Here is a 15,944-nt window from a genome sequence, read left to right on the forward strand (position 1 = left end):
CGCCGCGCAACTCGCCGAGGAGCTGGAGGTCTCGGTCCGTACCGTCTACCGGGACGTCGAGGCCCTCGGTGCCGCCGGGGTCCCGCTGTACGGCGACGCGGGCCACGCCGGCGGGTACCGTCTGCTCGACGGCTACCGCACCCGCCTGACGGGTCTCACCGCCGACGAGGCAGAGGCCCTCTTCCTCGCGGGCGCCCCCGGCCCCGCCGCGCAGCTCGGTCTCGGCTCCGTGCTCGCCGCCGCCCAGCTCAAGGTGCGCGCCGCCCTGCCGGCGGAGCTGCGCGCACACGCCGACCGGATCAGCGGCCGCTTCCACCTGGACGCCCCCGGCTGGTACGCGGACGCCGACAAGGCCCCTCACCTCCCGGCCGTCGCGGACGCCGTCTGGAGCAGCCGCGTGCTGCACGTCCTGTACCGCCGCTGGCGCGAGCCCACCGACGTGGAGCGCCGCCTGGAGCCCTACGGGCTGGTGCTGAAGGCGGGCCGCTGGTACGTCGTCGCCGGGCCCGGCCCACGGACCTACCGGGTCGACCAGATCCTCGAACTCACCGCCCACGACGAGGAGTTCACCCGGCCCGGGGGCTTCGACCTGGCCGTGTACTGGGCGGCGTACCAGCGCGGCTTCCACGACCGGCTGCACCGCGGGGAGGCGGTGGTGCGACTGGCCCCGGGGACGATGCTCACGGGCCCGGCGGGGGAGGCCGTACGGCGCGACGGACGTACGGACGACGAACGGCTGGACCCGCGCCACGGTCCCCATCGAGTCCGTCGACCACGCCCACGCCGAGTTCCTGCGCCTGGGCACGGGCATCGAGGTGCTGGCCCCGGACGAACTGCGGTCGAGGATCGCCCGGACCGTGGCCGAACTGGCCGAGCGGTACGGCAACTCCCGTGCGTCCGGCGGCGACTGAGAGGCGGAACCCGCCCGTCCCTCCAGGAGGTCCGTCCCGTGAAGCACCCCCACAGGCACCGCAGACGCCGCCTGCTTCTGCCCGTCGCCGCCGTCACGGCCGCGCTCACCGGCGCCGGCCTGACCACGTTCGCCACCGGCGACACCGCCGCGGCCGCCACCGCCCGCCAGGTCGAGAAGCTGGACCGGGGCGTGGTCAGCGTCCACACCGGCAGCGGCAACCTGGTCAGCTGGCGCTGGCTGGGCACCGACCCGAACGACGTGTCGTTCAACGTGTACCGGGCCGGCACGAAGGTCAACGCGACCCCGATCACCGGCTCCACGAACTACTTCCACTCCGGCGCCCCCGCACAAGCCGACTACACCGTCCGCGCGATCGTGAACGGCGTGGAGCAGGCCGACTCGGTGCACGCGATCCAGTTCCGCACCGGCTACAAGGACGTCCCCGTCTCCCCACCGGCCGGCGGCACCGCCCCGGGCAACTCGGCATACACCTACGAGGCCAACGACGCCTCCCTGGGTGACCTCGACGGCGACGGCGCCCTGGACATCGTCCTGAAGTGGCAGCCGACCAACGCCAAGGACAACTCCCAGTCCGGCTACACGGGCAACACGATCGTCGACGGCATCAAGCTGGACGGCACCCGGCTGTGGCGTATCGACCTGGGCCGCAACATCCGCTCCGGGGCGCACTACACGCAGTTCCAGGTGTACGACTACGACGGCGACGGCAAGGCCGAGGTCGCCATGAAGACCGCCGACGGCACCAAGGACGGCACCGGCGCGGTCATCGGCAGCTCCTCGGCCGACCACCGCAACTCCAGCGGCTACGTGCTCTCCGGCCCCGAGTTCCTGACCATGTTCAACGGCCAGACGGGCAAGGCGATGCAGAGCATCGACTACGTCCCGGCCCGCGGCACCGTCTCCTCCTGGGGCGACAACTACGGCAACCGCGTCGACCGCTTCCTCGCGGGCACGGCCTACCTGGACGGCTCCCGCCCGTCGCTGATCATGGCGCGCGGCTACTACACCCGCACGGTCATCGCCGCCTGGGACTGGCGAGGCGGCCAGTTCACCCGCCGCTGGACCTTCGACACCAACTCCTCCACCAACAGCGGCAAGGGCTACGACGGCCAGGGCAACCACAGCCTGTCCGTCGCGGACGTCGACGCCGACGGCAAGGACGAGATCGTCTACGGCGCCATGACCGTCGACGACAACGGCAACGGGCTGTGGACGACCAAGCTGGGTCACGGCGACGCGGCCCACCTCGGGGACCTCAACCCCTCCCGCGCGGGCCTGGAGTACTTCAAGGTCTCCGAGGACTCCAGCAAGCCCGGCTCCTGGATGGCCGACGCCCGCACCGGCCAGGTGCTGTGGCAGACGGCCTCCGGTTCGGACAACGGCCGGGGCGTCGCCGCCGACATCTATGCCGGCAGCCCGGGCGCCGAGGCCTGGTCGGCATCCGACACCACCCTGCGCTCGGCCACCGGCGCCTCCCTCGGCCGGGAGCCGTCCAGCATAAACTTCCTGTCCTGGTGGGACGGCGACCCCGTCCGTGAACTCCTCGACGGCACCCGCATCGACAAGTACGGCACCTCGGGCGACACCCGCCTGCTGACCGGATCCGGCGTCTCCTCCAACAACGGCACCAAGTCCACGCCCGTCCTGTCCGGCGACATCCTGGGCGACTGGCGCGAGGAGGTCGTCTGGCGCACCAGCGACAACACCGCGCTGCGCATCTACTCGACCCCGCACGAGACCAGCACGAAGATCACGACCCTGCTCCACGACACGCAGTACCGCACGGCCCTGGCCTGGCAGAACACGGCCTACAACCAGCCCCCGCACCCCAGCTTCTTCATCGGCAACGCCATGCCGACGGCTCCCCGTCCGACCGTCTACACCCCTTGAGAAGGCCGAGGGCGTATGCCGTCTCCGGCATACGCCCTCGAAAAGGCGCGGTCAGGCCACCGTGCAGCTCTGGTCACCCAGCTTGAACGCCGTCGGTTTCGTGTTCGTCCCCGACGAGCCGGCCGTGAAGCCGAAGCTCACGGACGAGCCCGCCGCCACGCCGGCGTTCCAGCCGACGTTCTTCGCCGTCACCGCCGTACCCGACTGCGTGACCTCGGCGTTCCACGCCTGGGTGAGCTTCTGGCCGTCGGCGAAGGACCAGCCGAGCGACCAGCCGTTCCAGGCGCCGGCACCGGTGTTGGTGAGCTGCACGTCCGCCTGGAAGCCGCCCGACCACTGGCTCGTGACCTTGTACGTCACCTTGCAGGCACCGGCAGGCCCGGGGTCGGGCCCGGGACCCGTCGTGCCGCCGTCGGAGCTGTCGCCGTAGATGACGCCACGGCCGTTGGTCGACATGTACACCCGGCCGTACACCCTCGGGTCACCGGTGATGGCCGCGCCCGTCCAGCCCCACTGGTGGGCGTCGTCGTTGATGCGGGTCCAGGTCGCGCCCTTGTCCGTGGAGCGGAAGATACCGCGCACGCCGCCGATCTTCGCGCTGGTGTAGAGCGTCTGGTACGAGGCGCCGGGGGCCGCCTTGCCGAAGCCGATGGTGTCGGCCTGCTCGACGTTCGACAGCTTCGTGAAGCTCGTGCCGCCGTCCGTCGAGTGCCACAGGCCGTACGCCCCGTCGCTCGCGCCGCCCGCCAGCCAGACGTCGCCCTTCCCGCCGGGCAGGGCCTTGAAGCGGACGCTGTCACCACCGGGCAGCCCCGTCGCCGGTGACTCCTTGAACGTGGCCCCGCCGTCCGTACTGACGTAGAACTTCCCGGACTTGAAGCCGTAGAAGGTCTTCGGGTCGACGCGGTCCGACTCGACGATCGCCCCGGAGGGGATCCCGCCGGACGCCTGCCACGACGTGCCGAAGCCCGTCGTGTGGTGCACGCCGGCGCCCTCAGGGCTCCACACGAACCGGCTGCCGTCGGCCGCCGCCGCTACCGTGCCGCCGCCGCTCACGCCCGAGGGGTCGGTCCCCGCGAACCAGTTGGCGCCGTTGTCCGTCGAGAACGAGATGTGCGGACCCGAGTCGAGGTTGCCGACCCGGACGACCGTGTCCGGGTTCGACTCGGCGAAGTCCAGGCTCGTGGTCGTCGTGAAGTTCGGCTGGGTGAACATCATCGACGGCACCTTGGCCAGGTCCGTGTGCCGGAAGCCGCCGACATCACCGAGCGCGCTGAACAGCGGGGCCCCGGACGGGGGAGAGGCGAGGTCGTTGACCGCCGTCTCCTCCAGCCCCCGCACCATCGGTTTGACGGCGAACTTGCCGCCGCTGTCCCAGTTCGTGAGGTTCTCGGTGCCGTAGATCGTCGCGCCCGTTCCGTACATCATGCGGTTGGAGTTGAACGGGTCGATCTCCAGGGACTCCGTCATCCACCCGAGCTTCGGGGTCTGCTCCGGCGGCTGCGGGTTCGCGCCCCAGGTCAGCCACGGCGAGGACGACACGTCCATCGTGTAGCGGTTCTCGCGGTTCGGGTACGACGTGTAGTCCCACGCCTTGGTCCAGGTGGCGCCGCTGTCCGTGGAGCGGAAGATCTGGGTGTCCGGCCACCAGGCGCTGTACGCGGTCGCCATCACCGTGCCGGGCTTCTGCCGGTCCACCGTCAGACCGCTGAAGCCGTAGAACGTGTCGGCCTCCGCCACCGGGCTGATGTCCTTCCAGGTCCCGGTCCCGGTCGCGTACCGCCACACCTGTCCCTTGCCGCCGTCGTACGGGCCGCCCTTGTCGCTGTAGGCGAGGTACAGATAGCCGTTCTTCGCGTCCAGGACGCCCTTGTGGGCGAGCTGGCCCGTGGGCTGCCCGGCCAGCCGCTGCCAGGTCGCGCCGGCGTCCGTCGAGCGGTACACCGCGTTGTCCTTGTCGGCGACCCCCACGTAGATCGTCTTGGTGGCGCTGCCCGAGGTGCCCGTGGACTCGTCGAAGGTGACCCAGACGATGCCCTGGTTGTCGGAGGCGTAGCCGCTCGTGTCGCTCGGGTCCTGCGCGTAGTTGCCGACGTTGGGGAAGTTCGCCACCTGTGACCAGGTCACACCCGAGTCCGTCGACCGCCACAGCCCCTTGCCGCTGGGCGCGCCCAGATACAGCACGCTGTTCCGGTTCGGGTCGACGGCCAGCCGCTCGCCCATGCCCCGCCCCGGCATGTTGCCGCCCAGCTTGAACGGCAGATTCGCCTTCTGCCAGCTCGCCCCCCGGTTGGAGGAGCGCATGACGGCGCCGTTCTTCGGATCCCAGCTGTTGGTGTACGTACCGACCGCCGCGTAGACCTTGTCGGGGTCGACGGAGTCGGAGGCGATGCTGACGACCCCCGTGTGCCCCCAGTCGTCCCAGCCGACCGAGTCCAGCAGCGGTGTCCAGGTCTTCGACGCCTCCTGCCACCGATAGGCACCGCCGATGTCGGTCCGGGCGTAGGCGAGGTTCTTCTCGCTCCGGTTGAAGACGATCCCGGGGACGAAGCCGCCCCCGTCGATCCGGGCGTTCTTCCAGGTATAGGTGTCGGCGGTGATTTTCGGCGACGGCGGATCGGCGGCCAGGGCGGTAGGAGCGCCCGACAACAACCCGGCCGCGAGCGCGAGCACGGCCGTGAGAATACGGGTTCTTCGCACGGTGGGGTTCCTTCCGTGAGGGGGAACGTGCGAGAGCCGGGCGGCCCCAGTGCGGGTGGAGCCGCCCGGCCGTGGCCCCGCGTCAGGTGCAGGGCCACGTACGCAGAGCTTCGGACGCTGTTTTGGGGGCGCGGGGAACTGCGCGACCAGCCACACACGGCCCGCAGACGAAAACCGCCCAACCCGCGGAGCGCCCGGCGGGGACTATTCGAGAAGCTCCGCGTACGAGCCCATGGCCAAGGCGATATCCGCCTGAGCCCAGAACCGGTGATACGTGAACGACGGCACCGCACCGCCCGCGAGATAACTTTCGATCTTCGACCAGGCCGGGTCGTCCTCGTAGAAGGACCGGATCGAGTCGAACGTCGACGACGAGTTGATCGCGTCACCGTTCGGCATCGTGCCCGTCCAGCCACTCGGAATGGACACCGAGTCGTCGAACCGGTTGTAGTCCGCGCGGTTCTCCGGAACGGCGATCCCGAGATCGTCCTGGTTGTTCGCCCACATACCGTCCAGCAGCTTCTTCGCCGCCGCCGCGGCCTCCGTGTCACCGGAGCGGTCGGCGTAGTACGTCAGGGTCTTGGCGTACGAGGCCGCCACACCGACGTCGTTGGTGTAGTCGGCGACCGTGACGTGCAGCCCGCTGTTGGAGCCGGGGCTGGACGCGTTCCAGGTGTCGGGCTGGCCCGACCACTGGAGCGTCGACGGGATACGGAACGTGCCGTCCGGGTTGAACGTGGTCTTGGACAGCGCCCAGTCGACCCACTTGTCGAGGACCGTCTTGGCCTGCGCGTTCCCCGTCTGCTGGTACAGCTCGGCGACCCGCTCCATGGACCACGCCTGGAAGCCGAACCACTGGTTGGACGGCGGGTCGTGGTACACCGGCTTCTCGTCGTAGTACATGCCGTAGAACGTCGACTTGCCCGAAGGCGGGGTCGCGTACCGGCCCGCCCAGCTGTTGGTCGCGCCGCCGGCGATGGCGCCCTCGTCCGACTGCAGCCAGCGGTAGAACTCCAGCTGCCGGTCCATGGACTTGGCCCAGTCCGCCGCGCCCGTCGCCGACTTGGGCTTCAGCGGGGCGTAGTTGCTCAGCGCGTAAGCGGCGAGCGGGTTCTGGTAGCCGCCGTGGGCGTGGCTGGAGCCGATGCGCCAGGCCCAGCCGGCGGAGGTGTCGGTGGCACCGCCCCAGGCGTAGTACCAGGACATCAGGTACATCGAGGCGTCCTTGCCGGTGCCGGCCGCACAGGTCGACGGACCGACGCAGTTGCCGATCTTCTTGAAGTACTTGTCGAACATGGAGTAGCGCAGGTAGTCGCCCATCTTGGCGGCCTTGCCGACGGTCGCGGACACGGCACTGCCCTTGCCCTGCTCCTTCGCCCAGACGTCCGCCCAGTACGCGGCCTGTACGGCCCGTGCGTCGGCGTCCGGCGCGTTGGTGAACTTCCACTGCTTGGCGTAGGAGGCGTCACCGGTGAACAGGTCCAGATAGCCGTTCTTGCCGCCGTACTTGAAGGCGTCACAGGTCGGCTGCGGCACCGTCTCCCACACCGACTCCTGCGCGCCGCGCTGGAAGGTGTTGATGTACGACGGGCCGGTGTCCGACGGTCCCGTCTCGCACTTGCCGGGCGAGTTGCCGTAGCCGTAGACGTTGTCGACGTCCTGCAGCCAGTGCATGCCGTAGACGTCGTCCGTGCCGTACGCGCTCTTCAGCTCGGCCGCGATTGGGTCCCTGCCGACCGAGACGCCGGTGTCGAGCTTGGCCGGGTACTCACCCGGGGTGTCCAGCTCGGGCGCGTAGGTCGCCGGCTTCGAGGCGTTGTAGAAGGAGTTGGTCGGCTGGTCGGCGTGGGTGGGGATCATGTACTTCTCCATGAGCTCCCACGCCCCGTTGAACTTGGACCAGTCGCCCGTCACCTTGCCGTACATGGCCTGGAGCCACAGGAGGTAGCTGTACGCCTCCGAGGTGGTCTCGTGACCGTGGTCCGGCGCCTCGACGATCAGCGTCTCGACCGAGTGGTAGGGAATGCCCTCGGGGGAGAAGTAGCCGTTCGCCGGGTTGGTGATCTTCCCGTAGAGCTCCAGGAAGCGGGCGTCGTACGCCTTGGTGGCCGCCAGCTGGGTGACGGTGACCGAGGCCTTGGCGTGGCCCGCGGCCGTCGACTCGAACACGGCGGAACCCGTACCGGAGTTGGCTGCCGTGACGGTCACCTTCTGCGCGGTGTTCCAGTTCTGCGGGGTGAAGGTGAGCGAGGCACCGCCCGTGACCGACAGGCCCGAGTTGCCGCTCGCGCGGGCCGACGTCACCGTCACATTGGACGCCGGCTGCTTGGACAGCTTCACCTCGTACGTGCCCGACTTGCCGGACTGCACGCCCAGTTGGAGCGGCGAGGCGACGACGGTGGGGCCGGAGGCGACCGTGATGCCGACCGGGGTGGAATCGGCGGAGGCGCCCATGCTGTCGTAGGCCTTCGCCACCAGGGAATGACTGCCCGCGGTCAAATCCGAGACGGACAGCGCGTAGGGCGCGCTGGTGTCCGTGCCCAGCAGCTTGGTGTCGTCGTAGAACTCCACCTTGCTGATCGTGGCGTTGTCCGCGGCGGCCGCGGTGGCGGCCAGCGGGACCGCCTGGCCCTGGGTGTAGACGGCGCCGGAGGCCGGGCTGGTCAGCACGGCGATCGGCGGCTGGTGCGCACCGGTACAGGGGGTGCCGTTCACCGTGAACGACGTGGGCGCGGTGTTGCTGCCGCTGTAGGTGAACTGGGCGCCCGTGGAGACGGCGGCGCCCGCGGCGACCCGCGCGTTGTGGGCGGCGTTCTTGACGGTGATGTTCTGGCCGGACTGCGACCAGGTGCCGTTCCAGCCGCTGCCCAGCTTCTGGTTGCCGGAGTAGGCGTAGGTCAGCGTCCAGCCGTCGATGGCGTCCGTGCCGCGGTTGGTGAGGGTCAGGTCCGCGGTGAAGCCGGAGCCCCAGTCGTTCGTCTTGTAATCGACACTGCACTGAAGTGCGGCCGCCTGCGCGGTGGCCGACCCTGAGGAGAGCATCGTCAGCGGAAGCGCGAGAGCTGCGAGTGCGGCGGTCCACAGACGCCGCACGGCTCTCCGCCTCCGGGGTGGGGGATGCATGGTGCTGGTTCCTCCTTGCGGCTCGGAGAAGTCAAGGCTTGAACCAGTGGGAGCGCTCCCATAGTGAGGACGGGTGTGGTACCGGTCAAGGTCTTTGAAGAGTCGAAAAGATTCGACACCTCGTGTTGAGCGAAAGTCAGCGACTCCCCTGTTCTTTGCTGACACTTGGCGCTACCTTCCTTGACACCAGTGGGAGCGATTCCATCAGTCGACGCGTCCGTCACGACGGGCCCGGCCTGCAAGGAGTCGCTCAAGCGACACCCCTCGCGTTCAGTACTTTGAGCCGCCGCCTTCGCGGTCGTCCCCGGCTGCGCGAGTGCCGGTGCCGGGTTCCTCATGTCCTTGTCGGAGCGCCCTGAACGGCTGACACCCCCACCACCGAAAGGGAAACCCGCACTCATGAGCCGTACGAGAACAGCGTTACTGGCCGCCATGGCCCTGGTGGCCGGAGCCACCGGCACGGCGTTCGCCGTCGACCCGGGCGGCGCCGGCACCGCCGCCGTCCCCTGCACCGTCGACTACAAGGTGCAGAACCAGTGGAGCACCGGCTTCACCGCCGCCGTGACCGTCACCAACAACAGCGCCGCGAAGTCCTCGTGGTCACTGAAGTGGTCGTACGCCGGCAACCAGAAGGTCACCAGCGGCTGGAACGCCAAGATCAGCCAGAGCGGTGCCGACGTCACCGTGGCCAACGAGAGCTACAACGCCCAGCTCGCGACGGGCGGTTCGGTCAGCTTCGGCTTCCAGGGCTCCTACAGCGGCAGCAACGCGATCCCGGCCACCTTCACCCTCGACGGCGTGACCTGCAACGTCGACGGCGGCGGTCCCGGCGGCCCCACGGATCCGCCGGACCCGAGCGGGCCTGCCGACCGGGTGGACAACCCCTACGACGGCGCCAAGGTGTACGTGAACCCGGAGTGGTCCGCGAAGGCCGCGGCCGAGCCGGGCGGCAGCCGGGTCTCCAACCAGCCGACCGGCGTCTGGCTGGACCGGATCGCCGCGATCAACGGTGCGGGCGGCAAGATGGGCCTGCGCGCCCACCTCGACGAGGCGCTGCGCCAGAAGGGCTCCGGCGAGCTCGTCGTCCAGCTCGTCATCTACAACCTGCCCGGCCGTGACTGCGCCGCCCTCGCCTCCAACGGCGAGCTCGGCCCGACGGAGATCGACCGCTACAAGACGGAGTACATCGACCCGATCAAGGCGATCCTCGCCGACTCGAAGTACTCCTCGCTGCGGATCGTCACCACCGTCGAGATCGACTCGCTGCCGAACCTCGTCACCAACACCGGCAGCCGCCCCACGGCCACCCCGCAGTGTGACGTGATGAAGGCCAACGGCAACTACATCAAGGGCGTCGGCTACGCGCTGAACAAGCTCGGCGACGTGCCGAACGTCTACAACTACGTCGACGCCGGCCACCACGGCTGGATCGGCTGGGACGACAACTTCGCTCCCTCCGCGACCCTGTTCAAGGAGGCGGCGACCGCCGAGGGCGCCACCGTCAACGACGTCCACGGCTTCATCACCAACACGGCGAACTACAGCGCCCTGAAGGAGGACCACTTCTCCATCAGCGACAACGTGGCCGGCAAGTCCGTCCGCGAGTCGAAGTGGGTCGACTGGAACCGCTACGTCGACGAGCTGTCCTTCGCCCAGGCGTTCCGCAACCAGCTGGTCTCGGTCGGCTTCAACTCCGGCATCGGCATGCTGATCGACACCTCCCGCAACGGCTGGGGCGGCACCGCCCGGCCCACCGGCCCCGGCGCCCAGACCTCCGTCGACACCTACGTCGACGGCGGCCGTTACGACCGCCGGATCAACCCCGGCAACTGGTGCAACCAGTCCGGAGCCGGCCTCGGTGAGCGCCCGAAGGCCAGCCCGGCCGCCGGGATCGACGCCTACGTGTGGATGAAGCCGCCGGGCGAGTCCGACGGGGCGAGCAAGCAGATCCCGAACGACGAGGGCAAGGGCTTCGACCAGATGTGCGACCCGGCGTACAAGGGCAACCCGCGCAACGGCAACAACCCGTCCGGTGCCCTGCCGGACGCCCCGCTGTCCGGGCAGTGGTTCTCCGCCCAGTTCCGGCAGCTGATGCAGAACGCGTACCCGCCGCTGTCCTGACGCGCTGACCCGTCCCCACGGATCCGCCGGGGCTCCGGCCCCGGCGGATCTTTTTTGCGGGAGCGGCAAGAGCGGTGGCCTTCCCCCGGTGCGTCGGCGCAGGCTGACGGCATCCGAGGGAGAGGCTGACCAGCATGGCGCACGACCACGACCACGAGTCCGGGCACGGCCACGGCCATCACCACGGCCCCACGGACATCGACTGGGCCGAGATGGGCCCGAAGCTGGAGTCCCAGGCGGAGCTGTTCGCGTCCCTGTACGAGCGGGCCATGGCCTGGCTGGCGAAGGAGGTGACCGAGCCGGGCCTGATCGTCGACGCGGGCAGCGGGCCGGGCGTCGTGTCGTGTCTGTTCGCCGAGACGTTCCCGGGCGCGCGGATCGTCGCGGTGGACGGCTCCGAGCCGCTGCTGGAGCGGGCGCGGGCACGGGCCGAGCGGCTGGGGGTCGCCGACCGCTTCGGCACGATCGCCGGTGAACTCCCGGATGTGCTCGACCAGTTGGACTACCCCGCCGACCTCCTTTGGGCGAGCCGCAGCCTGCATCACCTGGGTGACCAGCGGGCCGCGCTCACCGCCTTCGCCGCGCGGCTGGCGCCCGGGGGCACGCTCGCGCTCATGGAGGGCGGACTGCCTCCGCGGTTCCTGCCGCGCGACATCGGCATCGGCCGGCCCGGGCTCCAGGCGCGGATCGACGCGGTGGAGGCGGAGTGGTTCACGCGGATGCGCGCGGAGCTGCCGGGGCATGTCGCGGAGACGGAGGACTGGCCGGGGCTGCTGGCCGCCGCGGGGCTGAAGCACACCAGGACGCACACGTTCCTGCTCGATCTGCCCGCGCCTGCCTCGGAGCGGGCCCGTGCCTATGTCGTGGCGTCCCTGTCGCACATGCGGGAGCGGCTGACGGACGGGCTCGATGCGGAGGATCTCGCGACGCTTGACCGGCTGCTCGATCCTGACGACGAGGCGAGTCTGCAGCGGCGGTCGGATGTGTTCGTCCTGGAGGCCCATACGGTGCACACGGCTGTGCGGGCGGGGTAGTGGGGCTGCCGGTTGATACGAGGTGCTCGGCGTTGGTGCTGGAGGCGGGGCGGTGCGCAGCCCGGCGTGCCGGGGTGCCGCTGCGCCCACCCGTGCCGCCCCTAGCGGCACGACTGCCCGCAGCTCAGCAAGCTGCGGGCAGTCGGGGGGTACGCTCAGGCGCCGTCGAACGTTGCCGGGTTCGGGCCCAGGCGGCGGTCCTCGTTGAGGGCGCTGATGGCCGCCAGGTCCTCCGTGTCCAGGCTGAAGTCGAAGACCTCGATGTTCTCCTTGATCCGCGCCGGCGTCACGGACTTGGGGATGACCACATTGCCCAGCTGGATGTGCCAGCGCAGGACGACCTGGGCCGGAGTCCGGTTGTGCTTGCGGGCGATGGCCACGATCGCCGGGACCTCCAGCAGCCCCTTGCCCTGGCCGAGCGGCGACCAGGCCTCCGTGGCGATGCCCTGCTCCGCGTGGTACTCGCGGGCGGCGCTCTGCTGGAGGTGCGGGTGCAGCTCGATCTGGTTCACGGCCGGGATGACCGACGTCTCGCCGATCAGCCGCTCCAGGTGCTCGGGAAGGAAGTTGGAGACACCGATGGCCCGGATCCGGCCGTCGGCGTGCAGCTTCTCGAACGCCTTGTACGTGTCGACGTAGGTACCCCGGGCCGGCAGCGGCCAGTGGATCAGGTACAGGTCGACGAAGTCCAAGCCGAGCTTCTCCAGCGAGGTGTCGAAGGCGCGCAGCGTGGAGTCGTACCCCTGGTCGGCGTTCCAGAGCTTCGTGGTGACGAAGAGCTCCTCGCGGGGGAGACCGGACGCGGCGATGGCCTTGCCGGTGCCCTCCTCGTTGCCGTAGATCGCCGCTGTGTCGATGCTGCGGTACCCGGCCTCCAGCGCCGTCGCGACGGCCGACTCGGCCTCGTCGTCCGGCACCTGCCAGACGCCGAAGCCCAGCTGGGGCATCTCGACGCCGTTGTTCAGGATGATCGGGGGGACCTTGCTCACGAGCTCTCGATCCTTCGGTTTGCGGTCAGGTGTACATCCCATCGTCAACGATCACGAGCCGTGATGCATTCCTGACGGGAGAATTCCGGCGTCCGATTCACCTGTTACCCGGCTGTTCACGCCCGGTACAGCGCCTCGACCTCGTTCTCGTACGCCTTTTCGATCGCCTTCCGCTTCAGCTTCAGGGACGGGGTCAGCAGCCCGTGCTCCTCGGTGAACGGCTGGGCCAGGATACGGAAGGTGCGGATCGACTCGGCCTGCGAGACCAGGGTGTTGGCCGCGACCACCGCGCGCCGCACCTCCGTCTCCAGATCCGCGTCGCGCACCAGCTCTGCCGCGGACATCGGCGGCTTGCCCCGCATCGTCAGCCAGTGCTCCACGGCCTCCTGGTCGAGGGTCACGAGGGCGGCGATGTACGGGCGGTCGTTGCCGACGAGGATGCACTGGTTGACCAGTGGATGGTCACGGACGCGTTCCTCCAGCACGCCGGGCGAAACACTCTTGCCGCCCGATGTGACCAGGATCTCCTTCTTGCGGCCGGTGATGGTGAGGTAGCCGTCCTCGTCGAGCGCACCGAGGTCGCCGGTGGCCAGCCAGCCGTCGTGCAGGGTCTCGTCGGTCGCCTTGGGGTTGTTGAGGTACCCCTGGAAGACGTTCTGGCCGTGCAGCCAGATCTCGCCGTCGTCCGCGATGTGCACGGTCATGCCGGGGATGGGCTGCCCGACCGTGCCGAACCGGGTGCGGCCGGGCGGGTTGGCGGTCGCGGCGGCCGTGGACTCGGTCAGGCCGTAGCCCTCGTAGATGTGCACGCCCGCCCCGGCGAAGAACAGGCCGAGCCGCCGGTCCATCGCCGAGCCGCCCGACATGGCGTGCTTGATACGGCCGCCCATCGCGGCGCGGATCTTGGTGTAGACGAGCTTGTCGAACAGCTGGTGCTGCATGCGCAGGCCCGCGGAGGGGCCGGGGCCGGTTCCCCAGGCCTTCGCCTCCATCGCGTCCGCGTACTTGATGGCGATGTCGACGGCCTTCTCGAACGGGCCGGAGCGCCCCTCCTTCTCGGCCTTGCGGCGGGCCGCGTTGAACACCTTCTCGAAGATGTACGGCACGGCCAGGAAGAACGTCGGCTTGAACGCGGCCAGGTCGGGCAGCAGGGCCGCCGCGTTGAGCTGCGGCTGATGGCCGAACTTCACCTTGCCGCGGATCCCCGCGACCTGGACCATGCGCCCGAAGACGTGGGCCAGCGGCAGGAACAGCAGGGTGGCGGCCTCGTCGCCCCGCTTGGAGTGGAACACCGGCTCCCAGCGCTCGATGACGGTGTCCGCCTCGTACATGAAGTTGCCGTGCGAGATGACACAGCCCTTGGGGCGGCCGGTGGTGCCCGACGTGTAGATGATCGTGGCGACCGAGTCGGGGGTGACGGCCTGCCGGTGGCGGTGCACCACCTCGTCGTCGAGGTGCGCGCCGGCGTCGTACAGCTCCTGAACGGCGCCCGAGTCGAGCTGCCACAGGCGGCGCAGCTGGGGCAGCCGGTCGATGACGGTGGCGATCGTCATCGCGTGGTCCTCGTGCTCCACGACCGCGGCCGTCACCTCGGCGTCGTACAGCATCCAGAAGCACTGCTCGGCCGAGGAGGTCGGGTAGACCGGCACGACCTGGGCGCCGATCGTCCACAGCGCGTAGTCGAACAGCGTCCACTCGTAGCGCGTACGGGACATGATCGCGACCCGGTCGCCGAACCGGATGCCGCTCGCCAGCAGGCCCTTGGCCAGGGCGAGCACCTCGTCGCGGAACTCGGCGCTGGTGACGTCGCGCCACTGCCCCGACTCGTCCTTGCGGCCCAGCGCGATGCGCAGCGGGTCCTCCTGGGCATGCTGGAAGACCACGTCGGCCAGACCGCCCACCGGAGGTGCCAACTCCAACGGAGGGTTGGTGAACTCGCGCAAACCCCGCTCCCCGCTCCTCAGCGCTTCGGTTGAGTGACGCCCCGCACAGCGCCGTGAAAGCTACCCCAACCGGGCAGAAGGCGGGAGGGGTGTCGAAGGCGAGCAGCGCTTTTGTCCGCGCTGGTCAGGGAGGGAAAATGCGCTCACATGGGGAAGGGTCGGACAGAATCCTGACGGTTGAGTAAGTTTCGGAGCCGTAATCTCCACCGAATCTGTACGACCGGGTCACGGCCCGACGCTCCTGGTGCGCGGTGTCCGGCCGCCTCTCCTGTCAGCGCCCCTGGGGCGGATTTCGTCACTCCGGTTCAGTCGGTCGCCGCCCGCCAGGATCGCCGCGGCCAGGGCGTCCGCCGCTCCCTGGGCCGAGGGGCGCCGCCGGCCGTGGACCACGACGAAGTCGACCTGCCCCAGTTCCGGCAGCCCCGCCCGGTCCGGGACCCGGACCAGGCCCGGCGGGATGAGGCCGCGGGAGTGGGCCATCACGCCGAGCCCCGCCCGGGCCGCCGCGACGAGGCCGTTGAGAGAGCCGCTCGTGCACACCACACGCCACTCGCGGCCCTGCCGCTCCAGCGCCTCCAGGGCGAGCGCGCGGGTGATGCCCGGCGGCGGATAGACGATCAGCGGCACGGGACGGTCCGGGTCGAGCCGGAGGCGCTCCGCGCCGATCCACACCAGCCTGTCGTGCCGGACCAGCTCGCCGCGCGGATCCTCGGGCCGCCGCTTGGCCAGGACGAGGTCCAGCTTCCCGGCGGCGAGCTGCTCGTGCAGCGTGCCCGACAGCTCGACCGTCAGCTCCAGGTCGACCTCCGGGTGGTCGTGCCGGAAGCCCTCCAGGATCTCCGGCAGCCGGGTCAGCACGAAGTCCTCCGACGCGCCGAAGCGCAGCCGCCCGCGCAGCCGGGTGCCCGTGAAGAACGCCGTCGCCTGCTCGTGCACCTCCAGGATCCGGCGCGCGAACCCGAGCATGGCCTCGCCGTCCTCCGTGAGCTCCACCGAGTGCGTGTCCCGGGTGAACAGCGTCCGCCCGGTGGCGTCCTCCAGCCGCCGCACGTGCTGGCTGACGGTGGACTGCCGCAGCCCGAGCCGGCGGGCGGCCTGCGTGAAGCTCAGCGTCTGCGCCACCGACAGGAACGTGCGCAGATGGGCGGGGTCGTACATGCCCGCCAGGCTATCGTGGAACGTGATGACAGTGAGAGCGGTATGCGGGATT

At 69.8% G+C, this 15,944-nt stretch carries 8 protein-coding genes and 1 pseudogene; 4 read left to right on the top strand and 5 right to left on the bottom strand.

The window, feature by feature from the left end; all coding sequences use genetic code 11:
- Window positions 1-22: 22 nt before the first annotated feature.
- Both CCL05_RS47170 and CCL05_RS27955 read left to right on the top strand, forming a co-directional pair.
- Window positions 23-490, top strand: a pseudogene (locus CCL05_RS47170) (helix-turn-helix transcriptional regulator); the annotation flags it as partial.
- Between the two features lie 459 nt (window positions 491-949).
- Entirely contained in the window at window positions 950-2,824 is a 1,875-nt protein-coding gene (locus CCL05_RS27955; RefSeq protein ID WP_086563302.1) for a rhamnogalacturonan lyase, read from the top strand.
- Between the two features lie 51 nt (window positions 2,825-2,875).
- Here CCL05_RS27955 and CCL05_RS27960 read toward each other — a convergent pair whose 3' ends face one another.
- On the bottom strand, window positions 2,876-5,524 hold the full coding sequence (locus CCL05_RS27960; protein WP_086563304.1) for a cellulose binding domain-containing protein: 2,649 nt from the start codon (window positions 5,522-5,524) through the stop codon (window positions 2,876-2,878).
- A 204-nt stretch (window positions 5,525-5,728) separates the two neighbouring features.
- Window positions 5,729-8,647 (bottom strand): glycoside hydrolase family 48 protein, encoded by a 2,919-nt coding sequence (locus CCL05_RS27965; RefSeq protein WP_086563306.1) that lies wholly within the window; start codon window positions 8,645-8,647, stop codon window positions 5,729-5,731.
- 399 nt (window positions 8,648-9,046) lie between these two features.
- Between CCL05_RS27965 and CCL05_RS27970 the strand changes: the two genes are divergently transcribed.
- Both CCL05_RS27970 and CCL05_RS27975 read left to right on the top strand, forming a co-directional pair.
- Window positions 9,047-10,768 carry a glycoside hydrolase family 6 protein gene (locus CCL05_RS27970; RefSeq protein WP_086563308.1) on the top strand — a complete coding sequence of 574 codons (1,722 nt, stop codon included), beginning with the start codon at window positions 9,047-9,049 and terminating at the stop codon, window positions 10,766-10,768.
- A gap of 134 nt (window positions 10,769-10,902) precedes the next feature.
- On the top strand, window positions 10,903-11,802 hold the full coding sequence (locus CCL05_RS27975) for a class I SAM-dependent methyltransferase (RefSeq protein WP_086563309.1): 900 nt from the start codon (window positions 10,903-10,905) through the stop codon (window positions 11,800-11,802).
- A 155-nt stretch (window positions 11,803-11,957) separates the two neighbouring features.
- Here CCL05_RS27975 and CCL05_RS27980 read toward each other — a convergent pair whose 3' ends face one another.
- The 3 genes from CCL05_RS27980 to CCL05_RS27990 form a co-directional block, all read right to left on the bottom strand.
- Window positions 11,958-12,749: an aldo/keto reductase gene (locus CCL05_RS27980; protein WP_208641637.1), complete on the bottom strand. Its 792-nt coding sequence runs from the start codon at window positions 12,747-12,749 to the stop codon at window positions 11,958-11,960.
- A 158-nt stretch (window positions 12,750-12,907) separates the two neighbouring features.
- Window positions 12,908-14,734, bottom strand: coding sequence for an AMP-dependent synthetase/ligase (locus CCL05_RS27985; protein ID WP_086563313.1), 1,827 nt, complete (start codon window positions 14,732-14,734; stop codon window positions 12,908-12,910).
- A 225-nt stretch (window positions 14,735-14,959) separates the two neighbouring features.
- On the bottom strand, window positions 14,960-15,892 hold the full coding sequence (locus CCL05_RS27990; RefSeq protein ID WP_086563314.1) for a LysR substrate-binding domain-containing protein: 933 nt from the start codon (window positions 15,890-15,892) through the stop codon (window positions 14,960-14,962).
- Window positions 15,893-15,944 lie beyond the last annotated feature (52 nt).

It is taken from the genome of Streptomyces africanus, from assembly GCF_002150735.1.
GTDB classification, from domain to species: Bacteria; Actinomycetota; Actinomycetes; order Streptomycetales; family Streptomycetaceae; genus Streptomyces; species Streptomyces africanus.